This window comes from Streptomyces sp. PKU-EA00015 (genome assembly GCF_013387495.1).
Lineage (GTDB): Bacteria > Actinomycetota > Actinomycetes > Streptomycetales > Streptomycetaceae > Streptomyces.
In genome coordinates this window covers 1-16,385 of sequence record NZ_JABZEE010000008.1, presented here as the reverse complement: position 1 = coordinate 16,385, position 16,385 = coordinate 1, and the positions used below count along the sequence as shown (strand labels likewise).

The following is a 16,385-nucleotide window of genomic DNA, read 5'->3' as shown; positions in this document are numbered from 1 at the left end:
TCAACCCTGACACGGGGACCTGCCGGGCCGCTTACACGGCTAGCCCGCCGGGGTGCTCAGGAACACAGGTCGCGCCGCATGGACCGGTGCGGTATCCCGGCGTCCAGGAACTCGGTGCCGTACGCCTCGTAGCCGATCCGCTCGTAGAAGCCCAGCGCGTGGGTCTGCGCATGCAGGTCGACCGCCGCGAGGCCGCGCTCGCGCGCCGCGTCCTCGATGGCGCGCACCAGCGCCACGCCCACGCCGAGCCCGCGCGCTTCCCTGGTCACCGCGAGCCGACCGAGCGAGCCGACCGTGAGGTCGCCGCCGGTCCGGTCGGCGGCGGCCGCGCCGTGCAGCAGCCGGCCGGTGCCCAGCGGCACACCGTCCGCGCGGACCGCGAGGACATGGATGGTGCCGGTGTCCTCGGCGTCGTGGGCGTCGTACTCGATGTCCTCGGGCACCCGCTGCTCGGCGACGAAGACCTCCTTGCGGACGGCGAAGCACGCCTCACGGTCCTCGGGGCCGGCCGCGACCCGCACGGTGTACACGGTCACGCGCTCTCCGCGGCGATCGTCTCCAGGGCCTGCTGGAGATCGTCCGGGTACTTGCTCGCGAACTCGACCCACTGCCCGTCGGACGGGTGCTCGAACCCGAGCCGCACCGCGTGCAGCCACTGCCGGGTCAGGCGGAGGCGCTTGGCCATCGTGGGGTCGGCGCCGTACGTCAGGTCACCGACGCAGGGGTGGCGGTGCGCCGCCATGTGCACCCGGATCTGGTGCGTGCGGCCGGTCTCCAGCTTGATGTCCAGCAGCGACGCCGCCCGGAACGCCTCGATGAGGTCGTAGTGCGTCACCGACGGCTTGCCCTCCGCCGTGACCGCCCACTTGTAGTCGAGGCTGGGGTGCCGGCCGATGGGGGCGTCGATCGTGCCGCTCAGCGGGTCGGGATGGCCCTGCACGAGCGCGTGGTAGCGCTTGTCGACCGTACGGTCCCGGAACTGCTGCTTGAGCAGCGTGTACGCCCGCTCCGACTTGGCGACCACCATCAGCCCGGAGGTGCCGACGTCGAGCCGGTGCACGATGCCCTGGCGCTCGGCGGCTCCCGAGGTGGAGATGCGGTAGCCCGCCGCGGCGAGTCCGCCGATCACGGTGGTCCCGGTCCAGCCGGGGCTCGGGTGCGCGGCGACGCCGACCGGCTTCATGATCACGACGATGTCGTCGTCGTCGTGCACGATCTCCATGCCCTCGACGGGCTCGGCCACGATCTGCACCGGCGCGGGCGCCTGGGGCATCTCCACCTCGAGCCAGGCGCCGCCGCGCACCCGCTCGGACTTGCCGACGACCGAGCCGTCGACCTGCACCTTCCCGGCAGCGGCGAGCTCGGCCGCCTTCGTACGGGAGAACCCGAACATACGGGAGATGGCGGCGTCGACGCGCTCGCCCTCCAGGCCGTCGGGTACGGGCAGGGTGCGGATCTCGGGAAGGGTACTCACCCGTCGAGTATGCCTTGTCAGTCCTTGTGGACGGTCCCGTCGGGGTCCAGGCCCCGGAACGACAGCAGCACGATGAGCACACCGCCGCAGACGATCGCGGAGTCGGCGAGGTTGAAGACGGCGAAGTGCGCGGGCGCGATGAAGTCGACGACCGCGCCCTCGAAGACGCCGGGCGAGCGGAAGATCCGGTCGGTGAGGTTGCCGAGCGCACCGCCGAGCAGCAGGCCGAGCGCGATCGCCCACGGCAGGCTGTACAGCTTGCGCGCCAGCCGGATGATCACGACGATCACGCTCGCCGCGATGAAGGTGAAGATGATGGTGAAGGCCTCGCCCATGCCGAAGGCGGCGCCGGGGTTGCGGACCGCCTCGAACCTCAGCAGATCGCCGATGATCTCGATCGGAGCGTGGTGCTCCAGCTTCTCCACCACGATGATCTTGCTGACCAGGTCCAGCAGATAGGCCACGAGGGCCACTGCGAAGAGCGCGACGACCCTGCGCCTGCCCTGGGGCTGCTCGGCAGGTGCCGCCGCCTCGTCGTCAACATCTGGCGTACCGATGATGCGCTCCGACTCTGCCACGTGAGTCCCTCAACCTAGGTGCCTGACTGAGGACGAGGGTACGGCACACGGGTGCGCCACACGGGTGCGGTGTCAGCTCCGCCGCTCCTGCTTCTGCTTGCACTCGACGCACAGGGTCGCGCGGGGGAACGCCTGCATACGGGCCTTGCCGATCGGTTTGCCGCAGCTCTCGCAGAGACCGTAGGTCCCCGCGTCCAGCCGCTGCAGCGCCCGCTCGGTCTGCTCCAGCATCTCCCGGGCGTTGGCGGCGAGCGCCATCTCGTGCTCGCGCGTGATGTTCTTCGTGCCGGTGTCGGCCTCGTCGTCGCCCGCTCCGTCGCCGGAGTCCCGCATGAGCCCGACGAGCGCGGTCTCGGACGAGGTGATCTCGGCCGTGAGACGGGCCGCCTCGCCCGCGAGCTCCGCCCTCGCCTCGGCGACCTCCTCGGGGGTCCAGGGGTCCTCGCCGGGCCGTACCGCCAGCTCACCGGCCGGGGTCGCGGCCGCCGCACGGGCGGTGGGCACCGCCACCGCGCTTCCGGCTCCGCCCGACACCCTGCCCGCGGTCTTCTTCGCTGCCACCGTCCTGGCTCCTGTCTGCTGTGCGGCCTCGGCCGCGGATGCGGCTTTCTTCGTGGCCTTCCTGGCCGCCGACCTCTTGGCGGCGGCCTTCTTCCCCGACACGTCCCCGCGCCCGCCGGACTCCTCCTCGACGCCTGCCTCGCCGCCCGTGCCGGCCTGCGCGGCTTTGCCCCTGCCGGCACCGGGCCCGGTGGCCGCCTTGCGACGCACGGCCGTACCGCCGGACGCCCCAGGCTCCTCGCCTTGGGCGGCCTCACCGGCCACCGCCTCGCCGCCCATCGCCGCAGGCTCGTCACCCGCCGGGACCGCCTGCCCGCGCCGGCCCTTCCCGGCACCGGTGGTCCTGGCCGACTCGGCCGCGTGGGCGGCCTCGCCGCCCGCCGCCGCAGGCTCGTCACCCGCCGGGACCGCCTGCGCACGCCGGCCCTTCCCGGCACCGGCCCCGGCGGCCTTGCGCCGCGCGGCCGTGCCGCCCGACACCAGAGGCTCTCCGCCGTCAGCGGCCGCACGGGCCTTGCCGGCACCGGCATCATCGGCGGCCCTTCGGTCTGCAGTGTCCGCAGCCTTCCTGGCGGTCGAGCGGGACGTGGTCGCCTTGGCCTCAGGAGCAGCTGCCTGCGCTCGCCGGCTCCGCGCGGCCGACTGCCCGGCAGCACGCTTCTCGGCGGCGGCCTTCTTGGCGGCCGGGCCGGTCGCGGCCGACCCTGCCTCCGCAGCCGTACCGGCGGTGGCCTTTCCGGTCGTGGCCTTGCGCGCCGCCTTCCTGGCGGGGGCCGCCTGTTCGGCAGCCTCACCACCGGCGGTGGTCTTGGCACGCGCGGCCTTCCGCGCCGCCTTCTTGCCGACGGCCTCGGCCGGCTCGACCGCATCCACGCCGCCGGCGGCCTTGCCGCGTGCGCGCTTCACCGGCTCCGGGGCCTCCCGCGTACGGGGCGCCTTCCCGGCGGCAGGGGCTGCCTTCTTCCCAGCCGACGCCGACCCGGCCGCCCGCTTCGCGGCCCTGGTGCCGGACGACGGGGCCTCACCGGCCTCCGACGCGGCCCGGGCCCGCCGGGCCGTCCGGTCGGCCGTCCCGGCCGCGGTCGGCTTCTTCGCAGGCGCGGCTTCATCCGCAACGGCCCCCGCCGGCTCGGGGACGTGTTCCGCGGGGGTCTTCCGGGGCATGCGCCCCGAGCGCGCCGTCCGGGACGTGGCGACGGAACGCGCTGACGCCGTCTTCTCGGCGGTCTTCTTCGCCACCATCACCGCGGCCCCTTCACATATTGTGATCTTGCTCGCGAATCGTGCTGGGACGATAAATCGACACCAGCCCTGCGGCAACGGGGCACGCCGCCGGTTCGGCCCCGCCCCGGGCTGCGAGGAGCCGGGCCTGCATCCGTTGTGCCCAGCTCCCCGCCCTGTAATCCGCTCCAGCGGCACGCCCCGGCCGCGGAGACGTCCGTATGGCCATTCGGGTCAACGGCACCACCGCGCGACGGCGCCGCGAAAAGCGGTCGGCCGCCCCTCGCCGCGGCCCGTACACTGGGCGGAGCGAAAGGCGTGGATGGGGACGAGTAGCGGCGTACGCAGCCATGAGCGACCCGGGGACGGTGAGAGCCCGGGGGCGAGCGCGACGTGAAGCATCACCCCGGAGCCGCCGGAAGAAAGCCAGCAGGCGAGTAGACCCGGCCTCGCGACCCCAATGAGGGGGCGGTGACCCGTGCACCGCCAAGGAGGGTGGTACCGCGGAAGCCGCACGAGCATCGGCTTTCGTCCCTCCGGACGGAACGACGAACAGTCCGCCGGAGGAGACGATGACACCGCCGCAGTACCGCCAGGTGCCCGCTCAGGTAGACCTGCCCGCGCTCGAGCACGCCGTGCTCGACTTCTGGCGCGAGAGCAAGATCTTCGCGAAGAGCCTGGAGCAGTCCGAGGGCCGCCCCGAGTGGGTGTTCTACGAGGGCCCGCCCACGGCCAACGGCATGCCCGGTGCCCACCACATCGAGGCCCGCGTCTTCAAGGACGTCTTCCCCCGCTTCCGCACCATGCGCGGCTACCACGTCGCCCGCAAGGCCGGCTGGGACTGCCACGGTCTGCCCGTCGAGCTCGCCGTCGAGAAGGAGCTCGGCTTCTCCGGCAAGAAGGACATCGAGGCGTACGGCATCGCGGAGTTCAACGCCAAGTGCCGCGAGTCGGTGACCCGCCACACGGACGCGTTCGCGGAGCTCACGACCCGCATGGGCTACTGGGTCGACCTCGACGACGCGTACCGCACGATGGACCCGGACTACGTGCAGTCCGTGTGGTGGTCGCTCAAGGAGATCTTCGGCAAGGGCCTGCTGGTCCAGGACCACCGTGTCGCCCCCTGGTGCCCGCGCTGCGGCACGGGCCTGTCGGACCACGAGCTGGCGCAGGGCTACGAGACGGTCGTCGACCCGTCCGTCTTCGTGCGCTTCCCGCTGACCTCCGGCCCGCTCGCGGGCGAGGCCGCGCTGCTGGTGTGGACGACGACCCCGTGGACGCTGGTGTCCAACACCGCCGTCGCCGCCCACCCCTCCGTCACGTACGTCGTCGCGACGAACGGCGAGGAGAAGCTGGTCGTCGCCGAGCCGCTGCTGGAGAAGGCGCTCGGCGAGGGCTGGGAGGCCACCGGACAGAGGTTCACGGGCACGGAGATGGAGCGCTGGAGGTATCAGCGCCCCTTCGAGCTCGTCGAGTTCCCGAGCGTCAGCGAGGGAACCAATGATCACAGTCCCGAGCCCGCGCACTACATCGTCAACGCCGAGTACGTGACGACCGAGGACGGTACGGGTCTGGTCCACCAGTCCCCGGCCTTCGGTGAGGACGACCTCAAGGTCTGCCGCTCCTACGGCCTGCCGGTCGTCAACCCGGTCCGCCCCGACGGCACCTTCGAGGAGGACGTCCCGCTGGTCGGTGGCGTCTTCTTCAAGAAGGCCGACGAGGCGCTCACGGCCGACCTCCAGGCCCGGGGGCTGCTCTTCAGGCACATCCCGTACGAGCACAGCTACCCGCACTGCTGGCGCTGCCACACGGCCCTGCTCTACTACGCGCAGCCGTCCTGGTACATCCGCACCACCGCGATCAAGGACCGGCTGCTCGCGGAGAACGAGGCGACCAACTGGTTCCCGGACTCCGTCAAGCAGGGCCGGTACGGCGACTGGCTCAACAACAACATCGACTGGGCGCTCTCCCGCAACCGCTACTGGGGCACCCCGCTGCCCATCTGGCGCTGCGAGGACGACCACCTCACCTGCGTCGGCTCGCTCGCGGAGCTGTCCGAGCTGACCGGCACGGACCAGTCGGGGCTGGACCCGCACCGCCCGTTCATCGACGAGGTGACGTTCGCCTGCCCGCAGGACGGCTGCGGGCAGACGGCGACGCGCGTGCCGGAGGTGATCGACGCCTGGTACGACTCGGGCTCGATGCCGTTCGCGCAGTGGGGCTACCCCTACAAGAACAAGGAGATCTTCGAGAAGCGCTACCCCGCGCAGTTCATCTCGGAGGCGATCGACCAGACGCGTGGGTGGTTCTACACGCTGATGGCCGTCGGCACCCTGGTCTTCGACAAGTCGTCGTACGAGAACGTGGTGTGCCTCGGCCACATCCTCGCCGAGGACGGCCGCAAGATGTCCAAGCACCTGGGCAACATCCTGCAGCCGATCCCGCTGATGGACCAGCACGGCGCGGACGCGGTCCGCTGGTTCATGGCGGCCGGCGGCTCCCCCTGGGCGGCCCGACGCGTCGGCCACGGCACGATCCAGGAGGTGGTGCGGAAGACCCTCCTCACGTACTGGAACACGGTCGCCTTCCAGGCCCTGTACGCCCGTACGTCGAGCTGGGCGCCGTCGGCGGCGGATCCGGCCCCGGCCGAGCGCACGGTCCTGGACCGCTGGCTGCTGTCCGAGTTGCACGCGCTGGTGGACCAGGTCACGCAGGCCATGGAGGCGTACGACACCCAGCGCGCCGGCAAGCTGCTGTCCGCGTTCGTCGACGACCTGTCGAACTGGTACGTGCGCCGGTCGCGCCGCCGCTTCTGGCAGGGCGACAAGGCCGCGCTGCGCACGCTGCACGACGTCGTCGAGACCGTCACCCGGCTGATGGCGCCGCTGACCCCGTTCATCACCGAGCGGGTGTGGCAGGACCTGATCGTCCCGGTGACGCCGGACGCCCCCGAGTCGGTGCACCTGTCCTCGTGGCCGGCCGCCGACCTGGACGCGATCGACCCGACGCTGTCGTCCCAGATGGCGCTGGTGCGCCGGCTGGTCGAGCTGGGCCGCGCGACGCGGGCCGAGTCGGGTGTGAAGACCCGCCAGCCGCTGTCCCGCGCCCTGGTGGCGGCGGCCGGTTTCGAGTCCCTCTCCCCCGACCTGCACGCGCAGATCACCGAGGAGCTGAACGTCTCCTCGCTGGCGTCGCTGTCGGAGGTCGGCGGCTCGCTGGTCGACACGACGGCGAAGGCGAACTTCCGCGCCCTCGGCAAGCGCTTCGGCAAGGGCGTGCAGGACGTGGCGAAGGCGGTCGCCGCGGCGGACGCGGCGGCGCTGTCCCTGGCACTGCGCTCGGGCGAGGCCACGCTGGAGGTCGACGGCGAGACGATCACGCTGTCCCCGGAGGAGGTCATCATCACGGAGACCCCCCGCGAGGGCTGGTCGGTGGCGTCCGACGCGGGCGCGACGGTCGCCCTCGACCTGGAGATCACGCCGGAGCTGCGCCGGGCGGGCCTGGCGCGTGACGCGATCCGCCTGATCCAGGAGGCACGCAAGAACAGCGGCCTGGACGTCGCGGACCGGATCGCGCTGCGGTGGCGCTCGACGGACGCCGAGGTGTCGTCGGCGCTGGCGGACCATGCGTCGCTGATCGCGGACGAGGTGCTGGCGACGGACTTCGCGGAGGGTGAGGCGGACGCGTCGTACGGCTCGCCCTTCGAGGACGAGGGCCTGTCGCTGACGTTCCGCCTGCGGAAGGCGTAGCGCGCGGCGCGCGACGGGGCCCGGCAGCGCAAGCTGCCGGGCCCCGTCGTTTCCGGCGGCTCCGCGCCTGGGGCCGGGGTCGGGCTCCGGGGGATCCCGCTCCCCTACGGCCTGGCGGCCGCGAGCAGTACCCCGCCCCGGACCGCGTACCGCGCCCTTCGCACCGGTCCCCGGACGGGCCGCACAGCACACACGCAAAGGGCCGGGCCCGGAGCGCATACGCACTCCGGGCCCGGCCCCGCAGTCTGCCGACGGCTACGCGCGCTGCGCGCGCAACCCCGTCAGTTGTCGTCCTCGTCGATCAGGAAGCCCCGCATCGGCGACGGCGCCTGCTGCATCGGCTGCGGCGCCTGCGGCCGCACCGGTGCCATCGGCTGGGTCATCGCCGGCGACATCTGCTGCTGACCGCCGTACGACGGGCCCGACGGCGACGGGCCGTGGCCGCCCATCGTCTGGTTGCCGCCGTAGGACGGCGCGCTCGCACCGGCCGGGGCCATGGAGGGCGCCGGGGACGGCGGCAGCGACGCGGCCGCCGGAGTGCGCGGCGGCGCCAGCGAGTCGTCGGACTGGGTCTCCAGCTGACGCAGCTGGCTCTCCAGGTACGACTTCAGACGCGTGCGGTACTCGCGCTCGAAGCCCCGCAGGTCCTCGACCTTGCGCTCCAGCGTGGCGCGCGCGGACTCCAGCGAGCCCATCGCCACGCGGTGCTTCTCCTGGGCGTCCCGCTCGAGGGCGTCGGCCTTGGCCCGGGCGTCACGCTCGAGACCCTCGGCACGCGAACGCGCCTCTCCGACGATCTTGTTGGCCTCGGAACGGGCCTCGGCGATCGCCTGGTCGGCGGTCTGCTGGGCGAGCGAGAGCACACGCGCGGCGCTGTCGCCGCCGGGGCCCTGACCCATCGGGCCGCCCTGCGGGCCGCCGTGACCGCCCATGGGGCCGCCCATCGGGCCACCCATGGGACCGCCCTGCATCGGGCCGGGGCCCATCGGGCCGCCGGGACCCTGGGGGCCGCCGTGGCTCGGACCGGCCGGCAGCTGAGGCGCACCACCGGGCAGCTGGGGGGGACCCATCTGCGGGGGCTGCTGCTGGACCGGCGGTCCGGATATGGCGGCGGGCACAGGCGCGCCGGGACCGCGGCCGTCCTGCGGCTCCGGCGGCTTGCGCATGCCCTGCTGCTGCTGGTTCTGCGCCGCCGCACGGGTCGCCGCGGCCAGCTTGGCGCGCAGGTCCTCGTTCTCGCGGAGCAGGCGGGTCAGTTCGGCCTCGACCTCATCGAGAAAGGCATCGACCTCGTCCTCGTCATAGCCTTCTCGGAGGCGGACGGTTGTGAACTGCTTGTTCCGCACGTCCTCGGGGGTCAGCGGCATCTCTTCTTCACCTCTACGTAGTCGTCGGCAGTCGGCAGGACCGTATCGCTCACATCGAGTTCCCCACTCCACGAACGATGGAGATCAGGATGTAGACGATGATCATCAGAACGAAGAAGGACAGGTCGAGTGCCACGCCCCCGAGACGCAACGGCGGAATGAACCGCCGCAGAAGCTTGAGCGGTGGATCGGTGACAGTGTAGGTGGCCTCCAGAACGACCACCATCGCCTTACCGGGTTGCCATGAACGGGCGAACTGGAAGACGTAGTCCATGACAAGCCGGAAGATCAGGACAACGAGGAAGCACATCAGCGCGATGTAGACCACCTGTAGTGCGACGCTCATCCCGCGCTTCCCTCTCCCCTGGATCCCATCTCAGCCGGCCTCTCGGCCGGGTCGTTCCCGGTGTCGTTCTCAGCTCTGGTTGAAGAATCCGCCCTCTGCGATGCGGGCCTTGTCCTCCGCCGTGACATCGACGTTAGCAGGAGACAACAGGAACACCTTCTGCGTCACCCTCTCAATGCTGCCATGCAGACCGAAGACGAGACCCGCGGCAAAGTCGACAAGTCGCTTCGCGTCGGTGTCGTCCATCTCCGTCAGATTCATGATCACAGGCGTGCCCTCGCGGAAGTGTTCCCCGATGGTACGGGCCTCGTTGTAGGTCCGTGGGTGCAGCGTGGTGATGCGGTAGGGCTCCCGCTCGGACACGACCTTGGGCATGATCACCGGTGCGTTCTTCTCCAGGTTCGGACGTTCGGGTGTGATGGATGCCACGGGCGCGATACGCGCCGGGCGTCCGCTCTCGACAGGCAGGGGGGCGGGCTCGCGCTGGGCGGGCGGCACCGTCACCCGGACCGGTTCCTCCCGCTCGACCTGGTGCGGGGGCTGGTGCCGCCGGTGCTCCCGCTCCGGCTCCGGCTCGGGTTCGAAGTCGTCATCGGGGTCGAAGCCCCGGCCGTCGTACCCATCGTCCTCCACGAGGCCGAGGTAGACCGCCATCTTGCGCATCGCGCCGGCCATTCTCTGAGTCCTCCGCTCTGTGGTGGATCGGCTTGCGTCACCAAGTGCCCACGATCCACTGGGTCAGCCCGCTATGGGCGGGAATGACCATATTTTCTACTGTGGTCCGACTTGCTTCGCGACGTTACCCGAGCCTGGGTCGGACTCCGAGTACCGCCGTACCGACGCGCACATGTGTCGCTCCGGCCGCCACGGCCTGTTCGAGGTCCGCACTCATGCCTGCTGACACCATGTTCGCAGCCGGATGGGCCACGCGCAGGCCGGATGACAATTCCATCAGCCGCTCGAACGCCGCCTGTTGCCGTCCCGCGTACGGTCCGGCGAGCGGCGCGACGGTCATCAGTCCGTCGAGCCGCAGTCCTGGTGAGTCCGCGATCGCCGCCGCCAACCCCTCGACGCCGTCCGGCGCGACGCCGCCCCGGGCGCCCTGCTGCTGCGACTCGGCGTCCAGCGCCACCTGCACGAGGCAGCCGAGTTCGCGCTCGGCGCGCACGGCGGCCGCCGACAGGGCGGAAACGAGCTTGAGCCGGTCGACAGACTGCACGACATCGGCATAACCCGCCACAGAACGGACCTTGTTGGTCTGCAACTGACCCACGAAGTGCCAGTGCAGGTTCAGATCCGCACAGGCGGCGGCCTTCGGCGCCGCGTCCTGGTCACGGTTCTCCGCCACATGACGCACGCCCAGTTCATGGAGAAGGCGAACATCACTGGCCGGGTAGGTCTTGGTGACCACGATGAGGGTCACCTCCTCGCGCTTGCGGCCGGCGGCCGCGCAGGCGGCGGCGATCCGTTCCTCCACCTTCGCGAGATTCGCGGCGAGTTCGGTTCTGCGGTCCGTCATGCCTGTTCCCGGTCCTCTTCTTCCCCGCCCTCGAGCCAGACGTATCCGGCGAGCCGTCCGGTGGTCCGGTCACGGCGGTACGAGTAGTGGTCGCGCGACTCGAGGGTGCAGACCCGCGATCCGCGCAGGTCCCTCACTCCGAGTGCGGTCAGCTGGGCGTGCACCGCGGCGGTGACGTCGACGGCCGGGGTGCCCCAGCTGGTCTCGGACCAGGCGGCGGGTTCCGCTTCGGCCACTTCTGCCCGCATCTGCTCGGGTACTTCGTAGCAACGACCGCATACGGCAGGTCCGGTGCGGGCAATGATCCGTTCCGGTTCGGCGCCGAGCGAGACCATCGCCTCGACGGTCGCGGGCACGACGCCGGCGACCGTTCCGGGCCGGCCCGCGTGCGCCGCGCCCACGACGCCCGCGACCGGGTCGGCGAGCAGAACGGGGGTGCAGTCGGCGGTGAGCACCGCGAGGGCGAGTCCGCGCCGGGCGGTGACCACACCGTCAACCGGCGGGATCTCCGCGTCCCCCCAGGGTGCGTCGACCCGGGCCACGTCCCTGCCGTGGACCTGGTTCATCCAGACGACCCCGGCCGGGTCGAGCCCGAGTGCCCTCGCGGCGATCGCGCGGTTGGTCCGCACGGCCTCGGGGTCGTCGCCGACCGCGCCGCCGAGGTTGAGCTCCTCGTACGGAACGGCGCTCACCCCGCCCCACCTGTCGGTGAAGGCGAAGTGCGCGCCGCTCTCGTCTATCGCGTCGTGCTGCACTGTCACTTCAGGAAGTCCGGAACATCCAGCTCTTCGGCCTGGGTGTCGTACGGACGGGCCGAGGGCACCTGCGGCGAGGCCGGCGCCGTGAGGTCCTGCGCCACGGGGGCCGGCTCGGCGGGGACCTGGGGCTCCTCGCGTACGGGCACGGTGCCGAGGCCGCTCGCCGGGCGCGAGCTCTCGGTGCGCTGCGAGGCGGCGGGCTCCTCGCGCTTGGCGGACGCGGAGCCGATCACGTTCTCCCGGCGGGCCGGGGGCTGACCGCCGTCGAAGCCGGCCGCGATGACGGTCACGCGGACCTCGTCGCCCAGGGCGTCGTCGATGACGGCGCCGAAGATGATGTTCGCCTCGGGGTGGGCGGCCTCGCTCACCAGCTGGGCGGCCTCGTTGATCTCGAAGAGGCCGAGGTCGCTACCGCCGGAGATGGACAGCAGCACGCCGCGGGCGCCGTCGATGGACGCCTCCAGCAGCGGCGAGGAGATCGCCATCTCCGCCGCGGCCACCGCGCGGTCGTCACCGCGGGCCGAGCCGATGCCCATGAGCGCCGATCCGGCCTCCGACATCACGGACTTGACGTCGGCGAAGTCGAGGTTGATCAGACCCGGGGTGGTGATGAGGTCGGTGATGCCCTGGACACCCGACAGCAGCACCTGGTCCGCGGACTTGAACGCGTCGAGGACGCTCACCTGACGGTCCGAGATGGACAGCAGCCGGTCGTTGGGGATGACGATGAGGGTGTCCACCTCTTCGCGGAGCTCGGCGATGCCGTCCTCCGCCTGGTTCGCGCGCCTGCGGCCCTCGAAGGTGAAGGGGCGGGTGACGACGCCGATGGTCAGGGCGCCGAGCGAGCGGGCGATGTTGGCCACGACGGGCGCGCCGCCGGTGCCGGTGCCGCCGCCCTCGCCCGCGGTGACGAAGACCATGTCGGCCCCCTTGAGGACCTCCTCGATCTCCTCGCGGTGGTCCTCTGCCGCCTTGCGACCGACTGCCGGGTTGGCTCCGGCGCCGAGGCCTCGGGTGAGTTCACGGCCCACGTCGAGCTTGACGTCGGCGTCGCTCATCAACAGCGCTTGCGCGTCCGTATTGATCGCGATGAACTCGACGCCCTTGAGACCGACCTCGATCATTCGGTTGATGGCATTGACACCACCGCCGCCGACACCGATGACCTTGATGACTGCGAGGTAGTTCTGCGGTGCTGCCACGTCGAAGGCCTCTCGCCTCGATTTACGTGTCGCCGCCTCGCGGGGCTGCGCTGCGACGACTGATGTCGAATGGGGACGGCCCGACCAGCCTGCTGCCGACCCGAACCCTAACGGTGAAGTTTAGGGTTACCAGTGTGTCTGTTCCCTTGACTCTTCCGAACAGGACACTAAGTCGACAAGTGGCGCACGTTCAACGAACACGCCGAACCTCCCGTTTTTCTTTTCACCCTATGTGATCACGCGCAGCCATGACCAACCAGGGTGCTGGCCTGCACATATGCGCGTCAACTCCCGGATACCGCAGGGGCGGTGGGGGCGCTCACGTCGAAGTGGCGTGCGGCGGGCGCTGCTTTCATCAGCGCCACGAGTGTGCGAGCCTTCGCCTCGCCGTCCTCGGCGCTGCCCCACACCACGGTCCGATCCCCCTTGAGCTCAAGGGAGATGTGATCGTATGACCGCACCTTGAGGGTGGTCAGGTCGCGGGCGACCCGGTGGGGCAGATCGCCCCGGACCCGTACGGCCTCCGCGAGCAGCCGGTCGGCCCCGAAACGCTGCAGGCTCGGGGACGCAGCCGTCGCCAACTCCAGTCGAGGGACACCCTTCGGGGCCGTCTCGACGGTGGCGAACCGGACACTCTCGGCGTCCACTTCGATGAACTTTCCGCCCTTTTCGACCACCAGGACCGGTCGCCGCTCGGTCACCTTCAGACCGATTCCGTGCGGCCACGACCGCACGACCTCGACCGTGTCGATGCGGGGCAGTTCGCGCAGCAGCCGCGCCTCGACGGCGTCCGTGTCGACGGCGATCAGCGGGGCGCCGAGAGGCACCGCCGCCGCCTCCTCCACCTGCTGGGCTGTGAGCACCTGGGTGCCGGTGGTCGACACGTGCTCTGCACGCAGCCACTTCGAGCCGTACAGGAGCCAGATCGCACCCCCGGCGAGGAGGACGGCAGCGACGGCGACGGCGAGAGCGCGCGGGCCCGGCCTGTGTGACCGGCCGGCGCCGTCGTCCGGGCGGGGCGGGCGGACCGGTCCCTCGGACCCGGCGGATCCGTCACGGGGGTTTCGTGCACCGCGTTCGGCGGTGGTCGGTCCGGCCACGCTCCCTGCCTTCTCACGCCTGGCGGCGTGCAGCAATCGCCTCGTACACCATGCCGACGAGGAGGTCGTCGGCGTCCCGGCGGCCGAACTCGGCGGCCGCGCGCGACATCTCGTAGAGCCGGTGCGGATCGGCGAGCACCGGGAGGACGTTGCCCTGGACCCACTCGGGGGTCAGCTCGGCGTCGTCGACCAGCAGTCCACCGCCCGCCTTCACCACCGGCTGGGCGTTCAGCCGCTGTTCGCCGTTGCCGATCGGCAGCGGGACGTACGCGGCGGGCAGGCCCACGGCGGAGAGTTCGGCGACGGTCATCGCGCCCGCGCGGCAGAGCATCATGTCGGCCGCGGCGTACGCGAGATCCATCCGGTCCACGTACGGTACCGGCACATAGGGCGGCATCCCGGGCATGTTGTCCACGTGCGGCAGTTCGTTCTTGGGACCGACCGCGTGGAGGATCTGGATGCCGGAGCGCTGGAGCACCGGAGCGATCTGCTGGATGACCTCGTTGAGGCGCCGGGCGCCCTGCGAGCCGCCGGACACCAGCAGCGTCGGCAGGTTGGGGTCGAGACCGAAGGCGGCGCGGGCCTCGGGGCGCACCCGGGCGCGGTCGAGGGTCGCGATGGAGTGGCGCAGCGGGATGCCGATGTAGCGGGAGTTGCGCAGCTTGCTGTCGGGCGTCGCGACGGCGACCCCCGCGGCGTACCGCGAGCCGATCTTGTTGGCGAGGCCGGGACGGGCGTTGGCCTCGTGGACGACGATCGGCACGCCGAGGCGCTTGGCCGCGAGGTAGCCGGGCAGGGCGACGTAGCCGCCGAAGCCGACGACGCAGTCGGCCTTGGTGCGCTCCAGGACCTGCTCGGCCGCCTTGATGGTGCCGCGCAGCCGTCCGGGGACGGTGATCAGCTCGGGGGTGGGCTTGCGCGGCAGCGGAACGGCGGGGATGAGCGCCAACTCGTAACCCCGCTCGGGGACGAGCCTGGTCTCGAGTCCGCGCTCCGTGCCGAGGGCTGTGATCCCCACGGCCGGGTCCTGCCTGCGCAGGGCGTCCGCGAGGGCGAGCGCGGGCTCGATGTGGCCGGCGGTCCCCCCGCCGGCGAGTACGACATGCACCGAAATTCACCGCTCTCCGGACGGACGCTTCTTGACGCGCCGTCTCATCGACTTCCATCTCACCCCGGGCCTCCGCATGGCCAGGGCCGCTTTCGCGGCGGGATCCTGTCGCGCGAAGGCGATCAGGAGCCCGACGGCGAACATCGTCGGCAGCAGGGCCGACCCGCCGTAGGAGAACAGCGGGAGCGGAACGCCGGCGATCGGCAGCAGACCGAGCACCGCACCGATGTTGACCACGGCCTGGGCCGTGATCCAGGTGGTCACACCTCCCGCTGCGTACCTCACGAAGGGGTCCTCCGTGCGTCCGGCAACGCGGATACCCGCATAGCCTAGAGCCGCGAACAACGCGAGCACCGACAGCGTCCCCGCGAGGCCCAGTTCCTCCCCGGCGACGGCGAAGATGAAATCGGTGTGCGGTTCGGGCAGTTGGCCCCATTTTTCCACACTTGCACCGAGACCGGAACCGAACCATCCGCCGGAGGCAAGAGCATAGATGCCGTGCACGGCCTGCCAGCACTCGCCTTTGGGCCCGAGGTCGGTCGCGCCCATGCACTCGAGCCGTGACATGCGGTTCTCGTTGGTCCTGATCAGCAGCAGACCGACGAACACGGCGATGCCGAGCACCCCCGTGAACAGGCGCGTGGGAGCCCCTGCGAGCCACAGCAGGCCGAACAGGATGGCGGTCATGATGATCGCCGTACCCATGTCGCCGCCGAGCATGATCAGGCCGAGGAGCAGGAACGCGACGGGGACGAGCGGGACGAGCAGGTGCTTCCACTGGGTCAGCAGCCGCCTTTCCTGCTTGCGGGCGAGCAGGTCGGCGCCCCACAGGATGAGCGCGAGCTTGCCGAACTCGCTGGGCTGGAGCTGGAAGGGGCCGCCGAGGTAGATCCAGTTCTGGTTGCCGTTGACCGCATGCCCTATCCCGGGGACCTGCACGAGGACCATCAGGAACACGGCGGCCAGCAGCAGGGGGTACGACAGGGCGCGGTGCAGCTTGACGGGCATGCGGGAGGCGAGGAGCAGCAGTCCCGCGCCGATGAGGGCGGCGACGAACTGCTTCCGGAAGAAGTACGAGGCGGGGAGGGAGTACTCCAGCGCCTGGATCATGGACGCGGAGTAGACCATGACGAGGCCGAGCACCGTGACCAGAAGGCTGCTGCCGAGGATGAGGTAGTACGCGGTCAGGGGCCGGTCCCAGGCCCGCCGCGCCTGCTCGTACAGCCGTCGGGGGCCGCGGGGTCCGCCGCCGCTGGGCGCCTTGGGGGTGCGGGAGCTCCCGCCCGCCCGGATCAGCCTCGCCCGGGGCGCGTCGGCCCGGCTGCGCAGCGCGAGGCCGGCTGCGCCGGCGAAGGCAGGGACGGGCCCCGCGAGGCCCGCCCGCCACGCCACCGCCATGCGC

Annotated in this window: 14 protein-coding genes; 1 reads left to right on the top strand and 13 read right to left on the bottom strand. The window is 71.3% G+C overall.

All coding sequences use genetic code 11. From position 1 onward, the window contains the following. Nucleotides 1-56 precede the first annotated feature (56 nt). From HW130_RS07975 to HW130_RS36695, 4 genes are all read right to left on the bottom strand, one after another. A complete protein-coding gene (locus HW130_RS07975; RefSeq protein ID WP_177148729.1) occupies nucleotides 57-536 on the bottom strand; it encodes a GNAT family N-acetyltransferase in 480 nt (159 codons plus the stop codon). Then, on the bottom strand, nucleotides 533-1,474 hold the full coding sequence (locus HW130_RS07970; protein ID WP_177148728.1) for an RluA family pseudouridine synthase: 942 nt from the start codon (nucleotides 1,472-1,474) through the stop codon (nucleotides 533-535). The genes HW130_RS07975 and HW130_RS07970 overlap by 4 nt, the downstream gene beginning before the upstream one ends. 17 nt (nucleotides 1,475-1,491) lie before the next feature. Next, nucleotides 1,492-2,052 carry a signal peptidase II gene (gene lspA, locus HW130_RS07965; RefSeq protein WP_177148727.1) on the bottom strand — a complete coding sequence of 187 codons (561 nt, stop codon included), beginning with the start codon at nucleotides 2,050-2,052 and terminating at the stop codon, nucleotides 1,492-1,494. Nucleotides 2,053-2,124: 72 nt separating this feature from the next. Next, nucleotides 2,125-3,855, bottom strand: coding sequence for a TraR/DksA C4-type zinc finger protein (locus HW130_RS36695; RefSeq protein WP_309140362.1), 1,731 nt, complete (start codon nucleotides 3,853-3,855; stop codon nucleotides 2,125-2,127). 551 nt (nucleotides 3,856-4,406) lie between these two features. On the opposite strand from HW130_RS36695, the gene ileS reads away from it, so the two are divergent. Beyond that, nucleotides 4,407-7,583 carry an isoleucine--tRNA ligase gene (gene ileS, locus HW130_RS07955; protein ID WP_177148726.1) on the top strand — a complete coding sequence of 1,059 codons (3,177 nt, stop codon included), beginning with the start codon at nucleotides 4,407-4,409 and terminating at the stop codon, nucleotides 7,581-7,583. A 281-nt stretch (nucleotides 7,584-7,864) separates the two neighbouring features. On the opposite strand, the gene HW130_RS07950 is transcribed toward ileS, so the two are convergent. The 9 genes from HW130_RS07950 to ftsW all read right to left on the bottom strand — a co-directional run bounded on the left by HW130_RS07950 (nucleotide 7,865) and on the right by ftsW (nucleotide 16,381). Continuing rightward, nucleotides 7,865-8,950, bottom strand: coding sequence for a DivIVA domain-containing protein (locus HW130_RS07950; RefSeq protein ID WP_177148725.1), 1,086 nt, complete (start codon nucleotides 8,948-8,950; stop codon nucleotides 7,865-7,867). 49 nt (nucleotides 8,951-8,999) lie between these two features. Beyond that, nucleotides 9,000-9,296 (bottom strand): YggT family protein, encoded by a 297-nt coding sequence (locus tag HW130_RS07945; protein ID WP_177148724.1) that lies wholly within the window; start codon nucleotides 9,294-9,296, stop codon nucleotides 9,000-9,002. Nucleotides 9,297-9,365: 69 nt separating this feature from the next. After that, on the bottom strand, nucleotides 9,366-9,971 hold the full coding sequence (locus tag HW130_RS07940) for a cell division protein SepF (protein ID WP_177148723.1): 606 nt from the start codon (nucleotides 9,969-9,971) through the stop codon (nucleotides 9,366-9,368). Nucleotides 9,972-10,095: 124 nt separating this feature from the next. Next, nucleotides 10,096-10,815: a YggS family pyridoxal phosphate-dependent enzyme gene (locus HW130_RS07935; protein WP_177148722.1), complete on the bottom strand. Its 720-nt coding sequence runs from the start codon at nucleotides 10,813-10,815 to the stop codon at nucleotides 10,096-10,098. Then, nucleotides 10,812-11,576: a peptidoglycan editing factor PgeF gene (gene pgeF, locus HW130_RS07930; RefSeq protein WP_177148721.1), complete on the bottom strand. Its 765-nt coding sequence runs from the start codon at nucleotides 11,574-11,576 to the stop codon at nucleotides 10,812-10,814. Before pgeF ends, HW130_RS07935 begins: the two co-directional genes overlap by 4 nt. Beyond that, complete coding sequence (gene ftsZ, locus HW130_RS07925) at nucleotides 11,573-12,775, bottom strand: cell division protein FtsZ (protein WP_177148720.1); 1,203 nt, start codon at nucleotides 12,773-12,775, stop codon at nucleotides 11,573-11,575. Before ftsZ ends, pgeF begins: the two co-directional genes overlap by 4 nt. 284 nt (nucleotides 12,776-13,059) lie before the next feature. Further along, complete coding sequence (locus HW130_RS07920; protein ID WP_177148719.1) at nucleotides 13,060-13,875, bottom strand: FtsQ-type POTRA domain-containing protein; 816 nt, start codon at nucleotides 13,873-13,875, stop codon at nucleotides 13,060-13,062. Nucleotides 13,876-13,888: 13 nt separating this feature from the next. Next, nucleotides 13,889-14,983, bottom strand: coding sequence for an undecaprenyldiphospho-muramoylpentapeptide beta-N-acetylglucosaminyltransferase (murG, locus tag HW130_RS07915; RefSeq protein WP_177148718.1), 1,095 nt, complete (start codon nucleotides 14,981-14,983; stop codon nucleotides 13,889-13,891). A gap of 6 nt (nucleotides 14,984-14,989) precedes the next feature. Then, the gene (gene ftsW, locus HW130_RS07910; RefSeq protein ID WP_256355972.1) at nucleotides 14,990-16,381 is read right to left on the bottom strand and encodes a putative lipid II flippase FtsW; all 1,392 of its coding nucleotides are present in this window, start codon (nucleotides 16,379-16,381) and stop codon (nucleotides 14,990-14,992) included. Between the last annotated feature and the right edge of the window lie 4 nt (nucleotides 16,382-16,385).